The organism is Nocardia sp. NPDC005825, assembly GCF_040630175.1.
Classification (GTDB): domain Bacteria; phylum Actinomycetota; class Actinomycetes; order Mycobacteriales; family Mycobacteriaceae; genus Nocardia.
The window spans coordinates 621,907-638,207 of the sequence record NZ_JBEXXC010000004.1; the positions used below are offsets into that span (position 1 = coordinate 621,907).

At 69.3% G+C, this 16,301-nt stretch carries 13 protein-coding genes; 5 read left to right on the forward strand and 8 right to left on the reverse strand.

Going from position 1 to position 16,301, the window contains the following annotated elements; genetic code table 11:
- The first annotated feature begins 35 nt into the window (after positions 1 to 35).
- Positions 36 to 647, forward strand: a complete 612-nt coding sequence (locus tag ABZ382_RS15130) for a helix-turn-helix domain-containing protein (protein WP_357088638.1) — start codon at positions 36 to 38, stop codon at positions 645 to 647.
- Here ABZ382_RS15130 and ABZ382_RS15135 read toward each other — a convergent pair.
- Both ABZ382_RS15135 and ABZ382_RS15140 read right to left on the reverse strand, forming a co-directional pair.
- Positions 637 to 1,413, reverse strand: a complete 777-nt coding sequence (locus ABZ382_RS15135; protein ID WP_357088641.1) for a hypothetical protein — start codon at positions 1,411 to 1,413, stop codon at positions 637 to 639. The genes ABZ382_RS15130 and ABZ382_RS15135 overlap by 11 nt on opposite strands.
- A gap of 178 nt (positions 1,414 to 1,591) precedes the next feature.
- Complete coding sequence (locus tag ABZ382_RS15140; protein ID WP_357088643.1) at positions 1,592 to 2,707, reverse strand: hypothetical protein; 1,116 nt, start codon at positions 2,705 to 2,707, stop codon at positions 1,592 to 1,594.
- A 211-nt stretch (positions 2,708 to 2,918) separates the two neighbouring features.
- Here ABZ382_RS15140 and lon point away from each other — a divergent pair, with 211 nt between their 5' ends.
- The 3 genes from lon (at position 2,919) to ABZ382_RS15155 (ending at position 6,660) form a co-directional block, all read left to right on the forward strand.
- The gene (gene lon / locus ABZ382_RS15145; protein WP_357088645.1) at positions 2,919 to 5,360 is read left to right on the forward strand and encodes an endopeptidase La; all 2,442 of its coding nucleotides are present in this window, start codon (positions 2,919 to 2,921) and stop codon (positions 5,358 to 5,360) included.
- 128 nt (positions 5,361 to 5,488) lie between these two features.
- Positions 5,489 to 6,295 (forward strand): heavy metal-binding domain-containing protein, encoded by an 807-nt coding sequence (locus ABZ382_RS15150; protein ID WP_357088648.1) that lies wholly within the window; start codon positions 5,489 to 5,491, stop codon positions 6,293 to 6,295.
- Positions 6,292 to 6,660: a DUF5073 family protein gene (locus tag ABZ382_RS15155; protein WP_357088650.1), complete on the forward strand. Its 369-nt coding sequence runs from the start codon at positions 6,292 to 6,294 to the stop codon at positions 6,658 to 6,660. Before ABZ382_RS15150 ends, ABZ382_RS15155 begins: the two co-directional genes overlap by 4 nt.
- A gap of 55 nt (positions 6,661 to 6,715) precedes the next feature.
- Here ABZ382_RS15155 and ABZ382_RS15160 read toward each other — a convergent pair whose 3' ends face one another.
- From ABZ382_RS15160 to ABZ382_RS15185, 6 genes are all read right to left on the reverse strand, one after another.
- Positions 6,716 to 7,708 carry an oxidoreductase gene (locus ABZ382_RS15160; protein ID WP_357088653.1) on the reverse strand — a complete coding sequence of 331 codons (993 nt, stop codon included), beginning with the start codon at positions 7,706 to 7,708 and terminating at the stop codon, positions 6,716 to 6,718.
- Between the two features lie 86 nt (positions 7,709 to 7,794).
- The gene (locus ABZ382_RS15165; protein ID WP_357088656.1) at positions 7,795 to 8,580 is read right to left on the reverse strand and encodes an enoyl-CoA hydratase-related protein; all 786 of its coding nucleotides are present in this window, start codon (positions 8,578 to 8,580) and stop codon (positions 7,795 to 7,797) included.
- 30 nt (positions 8,581 to 8,610) lie between these two features.
- Positions 8,611 to 9,687: a DNA polymerase IV gene (locus ABZ382_RS15170; RefSeq protein WP_357088658.1), complete on the reverse strand. Its 1,077-nt coding sequence runs from the start codon at positions 9,685 to 9,687 to the stop codon at positions 8,611 to 8,613.
- 72 nt (positions 9,688 to 9,759) lie between these two features.
- Positions 9,760 to 10,230 carry a hypothetical protein gene (locus ABZ382_RS15175; RefSeq protein WP_357088661.1) on the reverse strand — a complete coding sequence of 157 codons (471 nt, stop codon included), beginning with the start codon at positions 10,228 to 10,230 and terminating at the stop codon, positions 9,760 to 9,762.
- A 190-nt stretch (positions 10,231 to 10,420) separates the two neighbouring features.
- Positions 10,421 to 11,368, reverse strand: coding sequence for a class I SAM-dependent methyltransferase (locus ABZ382_RS15180; protein ID WP_357088664.1), 948 nt, complete (start codon positions 11,366 to 11,368; stop codon positions 10,421 to 10,423).
- 95 nt (positions 11,369 to 11,463) lie between these two features.
- Entirely contained in the window at positions 11,464 to 13,344 is a 1,881-nt protein-coding gene (locus ABZ382_RS15185) for an ABC transporter ATP-binding protein (RefSeq protein WP_357088667.1), read from the reverse strand.
- A gap of 132 nt (positions 13,345 to 13,476) precedes the next feature.
- Between ABZ382_RS15185 and ABZ382_RS15190 the strand changes: the two genes are divergently transcribed.
- Positions 13,477 to 16,254 (forward strand): FAD-binding and (Fe-S)-binding domain-containing protein, encoded by a 2,778-nt coding sequence (locus ABZ382_RS15190; RefSeq protein ID WP_357088669.1) that lies wholly within the window; start codon positions 13,477 to 13,479, stop codon positions 16,252 to 16,254.
- Positions 16,255 to 16,301 lie beyond the last annotated feature (47 nt).

Below are 16,301 nucleotides of genomic sequence, written 5' to 3' on the forward strand. Positions count from 1 at the left end.
GTTGCATCGCCGCACCCGGCTGTTAGCCTCGAACCGTGCCCCCGACAGCCGCCACCTCGAAAAACGCCCCCGGAACGGACTCCATCGAGGACCGCATCCTCGACGCCGCCCTGGTGCAATTCGGCCGCGTCGGGGTCAAGAAGACGACGATCGAGGACGTGGCCCGCCAAGCCGAGGTCGACCGCGTCACCGTCTACCGCCGCATCGGCTCCCGGGACGAACTGGTCCGGGCCGTCACCGCCCGCGAGGTCCGCCGCCTCCTCGAAGACCTCGAGGACATCCCGTCCCGCCACGACACCTTCGCCGACACGGTCGCCGCCGTCTTCTCCACCGTCGTCACCCGCTGGCGCACCCACCCCCTGGTCGAGCGCCTCATGACTCTCGAACCCGAGCGTCTCCTCCCCCAATTCACCACCGACGGCGCCGCCCCCTTCGTCCTCGCCGTCGTCTCCGCCACCGACCTCCTCCGAAAAGTTCTGAGCGGCAACGACCTACCGGAACCCCCCGACCTCGCCGCCCGCACCGAGATCGTCTGCCGAATCGTCCACTCGGTCATCCTGCAACCGACCGGCGGCATCGACCTCGATTCCGAGGCCGCGCTCACCACCTTCGCCAAGACCTACCTGGTCCCGATCCTCATCCCTTAGCCGGGTCGAGTCCGACGCGAGCGAGGAACTGCCGGACCGCGGATGCGGTCGCGAAGACACCGGACGAAACGTCCACGGTGAGACCGTTTTCGGTGTTGTCGTACACGAAGGCATAGTGTCCGGGCGACTGGGCGGAGATGGTGACGCCGATCGTCTCGGCGGGGTTGAGGACGACGTCATCGCCCGGCTTCGTGTGGTTCTTCATCTGGTCGAGACCGTGTGCGGCGGTCTGCCCGTTGATAGTGGTGAAGACCGAGAACCAGTCGTGCACGTTGTCGACGAGGGCTATCCCGGCGAGGGTCGGGTCGGTGAGTTCGAGGGTGCAGTGGACGTCCGCCGAACCGTTGGACATGTCCTTCGCCTCGCACTTCGCGTCGGGTAGGGCCGTGTGCAGCGGCGCGGGGAATTTCGCTGTCACCTCGGCGAGGGTGCGGCCCGGCGCGATGTCGGCGCTGCCGGAGGGATCGGTGGCGGACTTCGTGGAGCCGCCCACGCACATCGCGGGGACGATCCGCGGGTAGGTATAGGTCTTCTCGGCAACGACTTCGCCGTCGATCGAGACGCGGCAGACAACCGTGCCTTCCCCGATGCCGTTGCCCGCGCTCACCTTGTGGTCGTTGTAGTTGTCCACGGGGTTTGCGCCGGAGTCGACGGTGAGGCTGTAGGAGGGCCGGTCGGAGGTGTCGTCGAGGGTCACGCTCCAATGCGACTGGTTGGTCGACAGGGTTCCGCTCGGGCCCCCTGTGGAGAAATAGTTGATTCTCATCGTCGCTCCATAGGTGGAGCTCGCTTGGAGTACGACCTTGTGATGGTGGACGGGTTTCTCGGATGCGCATCCCGCGGCGGTGATCGACGCGGCGGCGGCGAGCGCACTGACGGCGAGTATCGCTGAGGCGGAACGTGATCGGGTGTTGTGTGGCATGGCGAGGTCCTCTCCGCGTGGTCTATTTCGGTGGCGTGAAGTCCGGCAGTGCGGTGACCCTTGCCCTATTGGCGATGGCTTGTTGCAGCATCCGGTCGACTTCGTCCTGCCCGTATCCGGTTCCGTCCGCGGTCAGCTCGGCGTATACCCAACCGGAGGACGACGTGGCGGTGAACGTGAAGGTGCATGACAGCTCCACCGACGAATTCGGGCTCATGTCAACGATTCCCGAGCATCCCGCGCCCCGCTCGGCCTGAACGCCGTTCACGGTGCCGGTGATCGAGTAGGTGACGCGAACGTGTCGAATATGGCCCTGCGGGTCGTCGACGACCCAGTTCTTCAACGTGAATGTGAACGAGCACGCCCCGGGCGCACAGGGACCCTCATGGCTGTTCGAAGACAGCTTGATCTTCGGGTCGACAGCACCGATGACAGCGTTGGGAACGGTGTTGCGCAAGCCGCTGTACAGGTCGTCGATTTCCCGGCGCGTCATTCTGACCAGTGCGACCGACAGCCACAATGCCTGGTCAGCACCCGTGTCGCTGCTGAGGCCGGAGGTCGGCGAGGCATCGGCGAACGGCGAGAAGTCGATCTTGTCGATCGTGTCCTGACCGTCGGCGTCGTGACCGACATGGACGGTCATGTCACCGGTGTGGATGGATGTGGATGAATCGGCGTCGCGGTCGGGACGGCTCGTCTCCAGTGCCTTGGCCAGCGCGGCCGAGCCGAGGGTTTGGACCAGCCCGTTGGCGAACAGTCCGGTGGGCAGCCCCACCCAGCGGTCGCCGTAGAGCTTGGCTTGATCTTCCTTGCTACCCAATGCCTGCCACGCCGCGGTGTCGCCCCGCAGGAATTCGACGTTGTCCACCGCCACGTAGTTCATCGGTCGTCCGCCTACGGTCAGCGTTCCGGTTGCGTCACCGGTGTTGCTGATCTCGATGTCGAGGTCGGCCTTCCGACCCGAGGTCGTGACGGCGTAGCCGGTGACATGGAGTCCCTGGGTCGAGGCGATCTGTTTGGACAGTGACGACAGCTGCGCTCTGGCATCGGGTGCGGAAGCCTTGTGACCTTCGGAACATCCGCCCAGCAAGACCGCGGCCGCGGTGATGGCCGTGACGTGCCGCGTAGTGAACTTCATGCCGATGACGCTAGGAAGAAAACGATCTCGAAAAACCCCGATTGGCCCGGCGGACGACGCATATCCGCAGGTCCACGCGTCGCGATGGGAATTCCGGTCCGGAATTCCGGAAGTCCGGAGCCTGTTCACCCCAGGCGAACGGTGGGGCGGAACAATCGGTATACCTCCAGGGTTGACTGGGTAACGCTCAACCTTGGAAGGGGTCGAAGACGTGACTACACCTCAGAACCTGCCGGTCCTGTTCCTGACCGATCCGATCGTGCTGCCGGGCATGGTCGTGCCGATCGAGCTGGACGAGTCGTCGCAGGCCGCCATCGATGCCGCCCGCGCGGGCAAGGTCAACCAGGTGCTGGTCGCGCCTCGCCTCGATGAGGGATATGCCGCCTACGGCGTGGTGGCCACCATCGAACAGGTCGGCCGGATGCGCGGTGGCGCGCCCGCGGCGGTGCTGAAGGCGGAGAGCCGGGCCAAGATCGGGCACGGCGTGACCGGACCCGGCGCGGCGCTCTGGGTCGAGGCCGAGCCGGTCGAGATTCCGGCCGCCGACGGACGCACCAAAGAGCTTGCGGCCGAATACAAGAAGCTGGTCGTGTCGGTCCTGCAGCGCCGTGAGGCCTGGCAGGTCATCGACGCGGTCAATCAGATGAACGATCCGTCCACGCTGGCCGACGCGGCCGGATGGGCCTCGTACCTGAGCAACGAGCAGAAGCGCGAGATCCTGGACACCCCGGATACCCAAGCGCGACTGAACAAGCTGATCGACTGGACCACCCAGCACATCGCCGAGACCGAGATCAGCGAGAAGATCAGCGAGGACGTCCGCGAGGGGATGGAGAAGACCCAGCGCGAATTCCTGCTGCGCCAGCAGCTCAACGCGATTCGCAAGGAGCTGGGCGAGGACGAGCCGGACGGCGCCGAGGACTACCGCACCCGCGTCGAGAACGCCGACCTGCCCGACGACATCCGTGAGGCCGCGCTGCGCGAGGTCGGACGGCTGGAACGCTCCAGTGATCAGAGCCCGGAGACGGGCTGGATCCGCACCTGGCTGGACACGGTGCTGGAACTGCCGTGGACGGTGAAAACCACCGACTCCGCGGATGTTTCGGCCGCCCGCGCGGTGCTGGACGCCGACCACCACGGCCTGGACGAGGTCAAGGACCGCATGGTCGAGTACCTGGCCGTGCGTTCCCGCCGGGCCGCCCGCGGCCTGGAGGTCGTCGGCGGCCGCGGCTCCGGCGCGGTGCTGGTGCTGGTCGGTCCGCCCGGCGTCGGCAAGACCTCGCTGGGCGAGTCCGTGGCACGGGCGTTGGGCCGCAAGTTCGTTCGCGTCGCCCTGGGTGGCGTGCGCGACGAGGCCGAGATCCGCGGTCACCGGCGCACCTACGTGGGCGCGCTGCCCGGCCGCATCGTCCGCGCCATGAAGGAGGCGGGATCGATGAATCCCGTTGTCCTGCTGGACGAGATCGACAAGGTCGGCAGCGACTTCCGCGGCGATCCCGCGGCGGCCCTGCTGGAGGTGCTGGACCCGGCGCAGAACCACACGTTCCGCGACCACTACCTGGACCTGGATCTGGACCTGTCCGACGTGCTGTTCATCGCGACCGCGAACGTCCTGGAGACGATCCCCGGCCCGCTGCTGGACCGCATGGAACTGATCAGCGTCGACGGCTACACCGAGGCCGACAAGGTGGCCATCGCCCGCGACTTCCTGATCCCGCGGCAGCTGGAGCGCAACGCCCTGACCGCCGAGGAGGTCTCGATCACGGACGAGGCGCTGCGTGAGGTCGCCGCCAACTACACCCGGGAAGCCGGTGTGCGCCAGATGGAGCGGCTGATCGCGAAGGCGCTGCGCAAGGCGGCCACCAAGCTGTCGGAGTCGGCGGACATCTCGGACACCGAAAGCCTGGTCAGCAAGGGCGAATTCGTGCCGGAGGGCCTGGGGTACGACAAGGACCTGGGCTACGACACCGACGCGGCCGCGTCCGGCAAGCTGGTGATCGGACTCGGTGACCTGAAGGACTACCTGGGCCGTCCGCGCTTCACCCCCGACGGGGTGGAACGCACCGCGGTCCCCGGTGTCGCAACGGGTTTGGCCGTGACCGGCGCGGGCGGCGACGTCCTCTACATCGAGGCCAATGCCGCCGAGGGCGACCGCTCGCTGACCCTGACCGGCCAGCTGGGCGATGTCATGAAGGAGTCCGCGCAGATCGCCCTGACCTACGTCCGCTCCCACCTGGAAGAGATCGGCATCGAGCCGAGCGTGCTGGATCGCAATATCCACATCCACTTCCCGGCGGGCGCGGTTCCGAAGGACGGACCGTCCGCGGGTGTCACCATGGTCACCGCCCTGGTGTCGCTGGCCCTGGGGCGTCAGGTCCGCGCGGATGTCGGCATGACCGGTGAGGTCACGCTGAACGGACGGGTGCTGCCGATCGGCGGCGTGAAGCAGAAGCTGCTCGCCGCCCAGCGCGCCGGCCTGAAGACCGTGTTCATCCCGGCCCGCAACGAGCCGGACCTGGACGAGGTCCCCGCCGAGGTGCTGGCCGCCCTGGATGTCCGCCCCGTCGCCGACGTGGCCGAGATCCTGGCCTACGCCATCGAGCCGGTCGCCGAACCGGCCTACGACGGACGGCAGCTGAGCGCCACCGCGTAAGTGCTCGAGCGGGAGCCGTGGGTCTGCTGTGCGGACCCACGGCTCCTGTCGTTTCGGCAGGCCGCGAGGGTGTTCCGGTCGTACCCTCGGGGAGGGATCCAACCGGGATCCGACGGAGGGTGAACAGCATGCAACCCAACCAGCCGAGTCAGCCGCAGCAGCTCGATCAGGTCGCGGGCGAACGTCTCTCGCACGCGAACCGCATCTTCACCTCCGACCTGTCGGTCAACGAGTTCGCGCTGCTGCACGGCGCCGGATTCGAACCCATCGACCTGGTGATGGGCGTATCCGTCTATCACGTCGGCTTCCAGTTCACCGGCATCCGCCAGCAGCAGGAACTCCCGGTCCTGACCGAGGCCACCTACCGCGCCCGCTGGAATGCCATGTCCCGCATGCAGGCCGAGGCCGACGCCCTCCAGGCCGACGGCGTCGTGGGCGTCCGCCTGGAATGGCGCCAGCACGGCGAATCCCTCGAACACCTGGAATTCATCGCGGTCGGCACGGCGGTCCGCTACGCGAAGGCGCCCGGCAGCTACCGCCGCCCCAACGGCCAGGCCTTCACCAGCCACCTCTCCGGCCAGGACATGGTGACCCTGATGCGGACCGGCTACGCCCCCATCGCCTTCGTCATGGGCAACTGCGTCTTCCACGTGGCCGTCCAGGGCTTCCGCCAGATGCTCAGCCAGATGGGGCGCAATATGGAGATGCCCCAATGGACCCAGGGCAACTACCAGGCCCGCGAACTCGCCATGTCCCGCATGCAAGCCGAAGCGGAACGCGACGGCGCCACCGGTGTCACCGGCGTCAGCGTCGATATCTCGAATTACGCCTGGGGGTATCACACCGTCGAGTTCTACGCCTCCGGCACGGCCATCCGCCGTATCGACGAGGGCGACCCCATCACCCCACAGTTCACCCTCGGAATGAACCAGTGACCGCCGACTTCGACTCCGACGCCGCCGCCCGGGCCATCGCCGCCGCCCTGGACGGCCCCGGCGGCCTGTCCATGGTCTTCACCGTCTTCACCAATGTCCCCGGTGTGACTCGAACCCCACCCCGGAAATCCCTCTTCCGCTCCACCCCCGAACGCGTCCAAATCGGTTCCTGGCGATACGAACTCACCCGCGACCAGCGCATCAAGGCCGACCACATAGTCGGCGGCATAGTGCTCGCCGAGGAACTCCTCCCGGCATCGGGCATCGCTCCGCATCTGGCCCGGGCGCTGGCCGAGATCGCCTCGTCCTACGGGCCCACCGCGTTGCCGCACCTGTCCGCCGCTCTCGACGTGCTGGCGGGCTGACTGCGGCAACCGGTGGGCAACGCTACTTGTTTCACATGAAACGGTGCACCGCTGGTCAGAACTCCCCGGCCACGCCGAGAACCGTTCGGCCGGAGTGGGTTCCATCGAGGATGGAGCGGAGGACGGACTCGGCTTCGGTGATGGGTGCGTAATTTTCCAGCAACGAGAGGTGCTGAGGTTTCAGGTCTTTGGCGAGGCGGGACCAGAGGTCGCGGCGGTCGGCGATGGGGAAGTGGGCGGAGTCGATGCCGAGCAGGGAGACGCCGCGCAGGATGAAGGGCATGACGGTGGTCGGGAGATCGGCGCCGCCGGTGAGACCGGAGACGGCCACCGCGCCACCGTATTTGACGGTGCTGAGGATGTGGGCGAGGGATTCGCCGCCGACGCTGTCCACGGCGGCGGCCCATTGGGCCTTGCCGAGGGCTCGGAGCTTCTCGCCTTCGGCGGGGAGGCGGCCGATGACCGAGGACGCGCCGAGGGTGGAGAGGAGTTCGGTCGCACCGAGTTTGCCGGTGGAGGCGATGACCTCGAAGCCGAGGCCGGCGAGGATGTCGACGGCCACGGTGCCTACGCCGCCGGTGGCGCCGGTGACCAGGACCGGGCCGGAGTCCGGGGTCACGCCGCGGTCGAGGAGTGCCTGCACGCTCATGGCGGCGGTGTAGCCCGCGGTGCCGATGGCGGCGGCCTCGCGCGGGGTGAGGCCGTCCAGTTTCACCACCCAGCCGGCGGGCACGCGGGCGTATTCGGCGAAGCCGCCGTGGTGGGCGACGCCGATGTCGTAGCCGTGGGCGACCACCAGGTCGCCGGGCGTGAACTCCGGATCGGTGGAGCTGACCACCTCGCCGGTGAGGTCGATGCCGGGGATGAGCGGGTACTGCCGCACCACGCCGCCGCGCGGGGTGATGGCCAGTCCGTCCTTGTAGTTGGCGCTCGAGAAGTGCACCTTGATCGTCACGTCACCCGGCATGAGGAAGTCGTCGGCGACTTCCTCCCGGATGAGGGCGATCCCGTTGTCCGATTCGTGTGCCACCATCGCCTGGAAACCCATGGTCCGAGCATAGGGTGCGGAGCTCCGGCCGGATCGGGGCTTGAATCTATTTCGAAGATGCGGCCGGGCTCAGACGAATCCGGACGTCAGGCGTACTTCGGGGCGCGCTTCCCGGTGAAGGCGGCGATACCCTCCTGGCCATCCGCCGACTCCGAGTTGCGGGTGATGAAGGCCGCCTCGGTGTTGAGCTGCTCCTCCAGGTTGTGCTGCCCGGAGACCAGCAGCAGCTTCTTCACCGCCGCGTTCGACGCCTTGGGACCGGCCGCGAACTCCTGGGCGAGCGCCTCGACCGCCCCGGCCAGCTCGTCGTCGGCGACCACGCGGTGCAGCAGACCCCACTCCAGGGCCTCGGCCGCGCGCAGGGTGCGGTTGGTGAGCATGAGCTCCTGGGTCTTGCGCAGGCCGATCAGACGCGGCAGGTAGTAGGACGCGCCGCCGTCCGGGCTCAGGCCGATCTTGGTGTACGCCATGGTGAAGGCGGCGGACTCGGCGGCCACCACCAGGTCACCGGCCACCGCGAGGCTCATGCCCGCGCCCGCGGCGGTGCCGTTCACGCCCACGATGAGCAGCGCGTCCATCCGGGCCAGCGCGGACACCGCGCGGTGCAGGGTCCCGGCCAGCTTCTCGATGAACGCGCCGGTGTCGCCGCTGGCCGCCATGGCCCGCACGTCGCCGCCCGCGGAGAAGAACCGCCCGGCGCCGGTCAGCACCACGACCTTCACGGCCGGATCCTCCGAGCAGTAGGTGGCCGCGCGCTCCAGCTCCTCGGCGAGCGCCTGATCGATGCCATTGGCGGCGTTCGGCCGGTTCAGCGTGATGCGGGCGATCGGGCCGTCATGCTCGAACAGGATGTTCTCGTAGTTGTCGCTCATCGAGAGGATGCCTTCCGTCGGTAGACCTGATCACAGCATGGCGTACTCGACCCGGACCCCGAGCAACCGGATCGGCCGATCCAGCTCGAAGGCGTGCAACACCTCCAACGCGGTCTGCGCGATCTCGTCCACGTCGGTGGTCGGCGCGGGCAGTTTCCGCTGCTTGCTGCGGGTGAAGAAGGTCTTGGTCCGCACCGTCACGCTCACCCGCCCGACGGCTCGCCCGGCCGCGAAGGTCTCTTCCGCCACCTGGGTGGCCAGCCGCACCACCGCCGCGTCGATCTCGTCGCGTTCGGTGAGATCGCGCGGGAAGGTCTCGGAGCGGCTGTGCCCCACCGGTTCTCGCGGCTCGGCGATCTCGGTGTCCCCGGCACCGTGCCCGAGTACCCACAGGTAGGGGCCGGTATTGGGCCCGAACTCGGCCGCCAGCACGGCCCGGTCGGCGGCGGCCAGATCGGCCACGGTCTCGATGCCCAACCCGCTCATGCGTTTCGCGATGCGCGCGCCGATCCCCCACAGCGCGGTCGTCGGCCGGTGGGCCATCAACTCGACCCAGTTGGCGCTGGTCAGCCGGAAGATGCCGGTCCCCTGGTCCTGTTCCGGGGGCGGTTCGTCGGCCGCCGGCAGCGACTTGCCCACGGCCTTGGCGAACCCGGTGGCCAGCTTGGCCCGGGTCTTGTTGTCTCCGATGCCGACCGCGCAGGTCAGATCCAATTCCGCGATGGCCGACCGGATCTCGCGCGCCAGTTCCTCGGGATCCTCGGTGTCGACCGCGAGGAACGCCTCGTCGAAGCCGAGCACCTCCACCTGTCCGGGGAAGGTGCGCAACAGCGCCATGATCTCCTCGGACGCCTCGGCGTAGGTGGCCAGATCCTGCGGCAGGAAGACCCCGTCCGGGCAGACCCGCGCGGCGGTGCGCAGCGGCATGCCCGCGCGCACCCCGAATGCCCGCGCCGGATACGAGGCGCAGGACACCACTTTGCGAGGTTCGGTGGGATCGCCGTTCCCGCCCACGATGACCGGCTGCCCGCGCAGCTCCGGGTGCCGCCGGAATTCGACCGCGGCCTGGAATTGGTCGAGGTCGACGTGCAGCAGCCAGCGCGTCACTCTTCCGTCATACCGCATGGTCTCCCGGATTGCCGGGATCCGCGGAATCGGCCGGGTGGCAGCGCGCCCGGGTCAGCGGGAGCGGCGCAGCAGCCCGATGGGCGAGCGGTAGGCGTAGCGCGCTTTCACCGCACCCGAATCGGCCTCCCCGGTGACCCGGATCAGCGGGGCGCCCGGGAACCGTGGCAGTTTGACCCGATTGGCGACGGTGCCGTTGCCGGGCCGCACGCCGTCCGTGTCGACCCGCCAGCCGCGCGGCACGATCAGCACGATGGCGCCCGCACCGGCCGCGACCCGGATGTCGATCTCGCGCCGGGAGCACCGGGCCTGGGTGAAGTCCACCACCAGCTTGCCCGAAACGCATTCGGCGACGAGCTGTTTGGGGACCGTCCAGTCCTCGTCGGTGCGTTTGGTGCCGCTGGTCACCCGTAGTTCCAGGGGAGGCGCGTCCATCGAGGGCCGATATCGGCGTGCACCGAGCACGCCCTCGATATCGTCGACGCGGGTCGCGGCCGTCTGCCGCTGCTCCTTGGTACGGGTCACCGAAACTCCTCCCCCGGCATGTGAAACGATCATGTGGGTTATGCCATGGGAGCTCGAATTATGCCGCATAGCAGGGCATTTCGGGAGGTCGGAGCGGGTTCTGCGGCCACAACACGGTGTCGGTTCGGGCACGGCCAGATCACGACCGCACCCGACCGACATGTCGTCCCGCGGCGTGGCGGGAGCCGGATCAGCGGCGGCCGACGAACACCGTGGTGGCCCCGAGAATGTAAATATCCTCGCGCGCACCGATATACGTGTCGGCGTCGCGATCCAGCAGGGCCGCGATAGTGGCCCGGTCCGCCGCGTCGAGGCGTTCGCCGACCCGCTCGCTCAGTCCGGTCAGCCACGCCACCACACTGTCGCGCACGGCCGGGGCGGGCGGCGCGGGGTGATCGGTGAGCACGCTGAAGGAGGTGGCGTCGGCCAGCCCGGCCCGGGTCAGCGCCACATTCCAGCCGTAAGGCATGGAGACCGCGCCGGTGATGTCGGTGCGCATCTGCGCGAAGCCCGCGTCGCGCAGGCCCAGCAGCCGATCCTGCAGGCCGGGCGCGCCGATGCCGAGTTCCCACGGCAGGCACCGCACGCTCACGCCGCCCTCGGCCAGCGCCAGCCGCCCGCCGGGCCGCAGCAGTCCGGCGAAGCGGGCCACGCCCGCCTGCTGATCGGGCAGGTGATGCACCATGCGGGAGGCCCACACCAGATCCGCCGCGGGAAGTCCCGCACCGAAATCCTCGGCCGCCGCATCGGCGGTCACCGTCTCGACGTGGACCCGGTCGTCGCCGTCGAGCGCGACCTTCACGGCCTGCTGGGCGACCTCGAGCAGTTCGGGCACGGCGTCGACGATCACCAGCCGGCCGCCGCCGCGGGCGAGCAGTTCGCGCGCGAACGCCACGCTCTGACCGCCCGCGCCCGCACCGATGTCGAGGACGACCGCCTCGGTCCCGGCGGGAATCGACCCGACCAGTCGGCGCGCGATCTCGGCATTGGTGGCGGCCGACATGGCGTCGTCGCGCCGCAGGTCGGGAATCATGGTCGCCCAGTCGATTCCGTCGTGCGTGTGGCCGTGACCGTGCGCATGCCCGTGGGAATGCTGGTGTCCGTGCGTGCCTGCCTGTTCGTGGGAGTGAGCGCTCATGCCCCGACGCTATCGGGGAGCGCCCACCCGCCTCGAATCCTTTTGCCGATCCGGCAACGTGTCCGGTCCGATCAGGCCGGCCCTGCCGAGCCCGATCAGGCCGTCGCGGGCACGCTCGAATCGGCGAACTGGGTGCGGTAGAGCTCGGTGTAGCGGCCGTCCGCGGCGAGCAGTTCGGTGTGGGTGCCGCGTTCCACGATCCGGCCGTGCTCGAGCACGACGATCTGGTCGGCATTGCGGATGGTGGACAGCCGGTGCGCGATCACCAAGGCCGTGCGGCCGTCGAGCGCCTCGGCCAGCGCTTCCTGCACGGCCGCCTCCGAGGTGGAGTCCAGCGAGGCGGTGGCCTCGTCGAGGATCACCACGCGCGGCTGCTTGAGCAGCAGCCGGGCGATGGTGAGCCGCTGCCGTTCACCGCCGGACAGGCGGTAGCCGCGCTCGCCGACCACGGTGTCCAGACCGTCGGGCAACGATTCGATGAGGTCGCGCAGCCGGGCCCGCCGCAGTGCGTCCCAGAGGTCGTCCTCGGTGGCCTCGGGCCGCGCGAGCAGCAGGTTGGCGCGAATGCTGTCGTGGAACAGGTGCCCGTCCTGGGTGACCAGGCCGACGGTGTCCTGGATGGACTGCCCGGTCAGTTCGCGCACATCCTTGCCGCCCAGCAGCACCGCGCCCGAGTCCACGTCGTAGAGCCGCGAAACCAATTGCGCGATGGTCGATTTACCGGCCCCGGAGGAGCCGACCAGCGCCACCATCTGCCCGGGTTCGGCGCGCAGCGACACCTCGTGCAGCACCTCCTCACCGCCCCGGGTGTCCAGGGTGGCCACATCCTCGAGCGAGGCCAGCGACACCTTGTCCGCCGACGGGTAGCCGAAGCTCACGCCGTCCAGCTCGACCGCCACCGGACCCGGCGGCACCGGCCCGGCCAGCGGCGAATCCTCGATCAGCGGCTTCAGATCCAGCACCTCGAAGACCCGCTCGAAGCTCACCAGCGCCGACATCACGTCCACCCGGGCGCTGGCCAGTGCGGTGAGCGGCGAGTACAGCCGGGTCAGCAGCAGCGAGAGCGCGACGACCGAACCGGGTTCCATCTGTCCCTGCAGCGCGAGGTAGCCGCCGAGCCCGTAGACGAGCGCCAGCGCGAGCGCCGAGACCAGGGTGAGCGCGGTGACGAAGACCGTCTGCAGCATGGCGGTGCGCACCCCGATATCGCGCACCCGCCCGGCCCGCAGCCCGAACTCCGACGACTCCTGCCGCGGCCGGCCGAACAGTTTGACCAGGGTGGCGCCGGGCGCGGAGAAGCGTTCGGTCATCTGGGTGCTCATGGCCGCGTCGAGCCCGGCCGCCTCGCGCTGGATCCCGGCCAGCCGTTCGCCCATGCGCCGCGCGGGCAGGACGAACACCGGCAGCAGCACCAGCGCGAGCAGGGTGATCTGCCAGGACAGCCGCAGCATTACGGCCAGGGTCAGCGCGAGCGTCACCACATTGGTGACGACGCCGGACAAGGTGGTGCTGAAGGCCCGTTGCGCCCCGATGACGTCGTTGTTCAACCGGCTCACCAGTGCGCCGGTCCGGGTACGCGTGAAGAAGGCGATCGGCATCTTCTGGACATGGTCGAAAACCGCGGTGCGCAAATCGAAGATGAGCCCCTCTCCGATGCGCGCCGACAGCCACCGGATGACCAGTCCCAGTCCGGCGTCGAGTACTGCGACGATGGCGATGATCACCGCGAGCACGATCACCGTGCGCGGCGCGCCGTGCGAAACGATCGCGTCGACCACGCGCCCCGCCAGTACCGGCGTCGCCACCGCGAGGAGCGCGGAGACGATGCTGAAGATCAGGAACGAGACCAGCTGCCGGTGATGCGGGCGCGCGAAAGCGAGAATTCGCTTCGCCGTCGCCATCCGCAGCGGCCGCTGTTCCGTGGGCGCGTGGATCTGCCGATAGAGCTGATTCCACGCCACCGATTCGATACTCATCCCCGCTCCTCACCTGTCGGGGTCCAGCCAACCCCGTACCACCGACACTAAGACCTCAACAAAGGTTGAGGGCAAGTCCTTCCGGCCTGGTCAGGAGTTCGCTCGCAGTGAAACCGGCCTAGGGTTGGACCCGTGAAACGAGGTCGGGACGTGAGCGCGGCGTGGGAGCGGGCATTGCGCGGGTCGATCACCGGCGAGGTCGACACCGGCCCGCGCCGGCGCGCCGAGTACGCCTCGGACGCGTCGAACTACCGGGTGCCACCCGCGGCCGTCGTGTTTCCGCGTGACGCGGCCGATGTGATGGCCGCCCTCGATATCGCCCGGGCGGAGGGACTGTCGGTGACCGCGCGCGGGGCGGGCACCTCGGTCGCGGGCAATGCCATCGGACCGGGCCTGGTCCTCGACTTCAGCCGCCACCTGACCGAGATCCTCGACCTCGACCCCGAGCGGCGGACCGCGCGTGTGCAGCCGGGCGTGGTGCTGGCCGCGTTGCAGCGGCGCGCGGGTGCGCACGGGCTGCGGTTCGGCCCGGATCCGTCCACCCAGAACCGGTGCACCCTGGGCGGGATGATCGGCAACAATGCCTGCGGCCCGCACGCCGTGGCCTGGGGCCGGACCTCGGATACCGTGCGGGAGTTGCGGATTCTCGACGGGCGCGGCGTGGAGCGGACCCTCGCGGGCGACCCGTCGGTACTCGCCGGACTGCCCGAATTCACCCGGGAGCACCTGGCCTTGATCCGCACCGAACTCGGCAGATTCGAGAGGCAGGCGTCCGGCTACGCCCTGGAACATCTGCTGCCGGAACGCGGTTCGTCGGTCGCCAAGGCTTTCGTCGGCACCGAGGGAACCTGTGGACTACTGCTCGACGCCACCGTCGAGCTGGTCCCGGTGCCCGCCGCGACGGTGCTGGTGGTGCTCGGCTACCCGGATATGCCCACGGCCGCCGACGATATCGCCACGATCATGGCGGTCGGCCCGATCGCGGTCGAGGGGATGGACGCCCGCTTGGTCGATGTGGTGCGGGTGCACCGGGGCGCGGTGCCCGAACTGCCGCGCGGCGGCGGCTGGCTCATGATCGAAATAGACGGCGACACCACGGAACAGGCGCGCGACAAGGCCGAGGCATTGCGCGCCGCCGCCCACGCCCTCGATGCCCGGCTGGTTACCGACGCGGCCGAGGCCCGCGCGCTGTGGGGCATCCGAGCCGATGGCGCGGGCCTGGCCGGACGCACGCCGGACGGTCATCCGGCCTGGCCCGGCTGGGAGGACGCCGCGGTGCCGCCCGCCCGCCTGGGCGACTACCTGCGCGACTTCGAGCGACTCACCCACGAGCACGGCGTGGACGGCCTGCTGTACGGGCATTTCGGCGACGGCTGCGTCCATGTGCGTCTGGATCTGCCGATAGCCGATGCGCCGCAACGGTTCCGCGCCTTCCTCGAGGACGCCGCCCGGCAGGTGGTGGGTTTCGGCGGCTCGCTGTCGGGCGAGCACGGCGACGGCCGTGCCCGCTCGGATCTGTTGCGGCTCATGTACTCCCAGGACGCGCTCGACGCCTTCGCGGGCTTCAAGGCGCTGTTCGACCCGGACGCCGTCCTGAATCCCGGTGTCCTCGTCCATCCCCGCCCGCTCGACGCCGACCTGCGCCTGGCGGGTCTGCGCCCATTGCCCACCACGGGTGGATTCTCCTTCCCGGCCGACGGCGATCTGGCCACCGCGGTGCACCGCTGTGTCGGTATCGGCAAGTGCCGCGCGGACACCCCCGGCGGTGTCATGTGCCCGTCGTATCTGGCGACCGCCGACGAGAAGGACAGCACCCGCGGCCGCGCCCGAGTTCTCCAGGATGTCGTCCGGGGCGCGCTGGATTGGCGGTCGGAGGCCGTCGCGGAGTCCTTGGACCTGTGTTTGTCCTGCAAGGCCTGCCATTCCGAGTGTCCGGCCGGGATCGACATGGCCACCTACAAGTCGGAGACGCTGTATCGCCGCTATCGAGGCAGGCCCCGCCCGATCGATCACTACACCCTCGGCCAGCTGCCGCGCTGGCTCACCGCGGCGTCGCGGCTGCCCGGCCTGGTCAACCGGCTCAGCGGTGCCGGTCCGCTGCGGAAACTCGGATTGCGTGCGGCCGGAATGGATTCCCGCCGCACGGTGCCGACCCTGGCGAAGAAGAGCTTCCGCCGGTCCTGGCGTCCTTCGGCATCCGGGAAGGACGGGCCGGGCGTTCTGCTGTGGACGGATACCTTCACGGACGCCTTCGACCCCGAGATAGCCACCGCCACGGTCGAATTGATCGAATCGCTGGGCCATCACGTGCACATCCCGGACCGCCACGTCTGCTGCGGTCTGACCTGGATCAGCACCGGCCAATTGGACGGCGCGCGAAAGCGACTGCGCGCCACCGTCGACGCGCTCGCCGCCCACGTCCGATCCGGCGGCGTGGTCGTCGGCATGGAGCCGTCCTGCACCGCCGCCCTTCGCGACGACCTGCCCCGGCTGCTCCCGGACGATCCACGCGCCGCCGCCGTCGCGGCCGCGGTGCACACCCTCGCCGAGTTCCTCGAGACCCAGCCCGGCTGGCGGCCTCCGGACCGCACCGGCCGCACGGTGCTGGTGCAGCCGCACTGCCATCAACACGCCGTGTTCGGTTTCGCCGCCGACCGCAGGATCCTGGACCGCACCGGCGCGCAGGTGCTCGAGGTCACCGGCTGCTGCGGGCTCGCGGGCAACTTCGGCATGCAGCGCGGCCACTACGACGTGTCGGTCGCGGTCGCCGAGCGCGGCCTGCTCCCGGCCCTGCGCACCGCGCCGGCGCACGCGATCCTGCTCGCCGACGGCTTCTCCTGCCGCACCCAGGCCGCCGAGCTGACCGGGCGTTCCGCCCGCCATCTCGCCCAGTTCCTGCTGGACGGATGAGGCGTCCCTAGAATGACGCGGTGACTTCCGCGCCGCCCGCCCAGCCC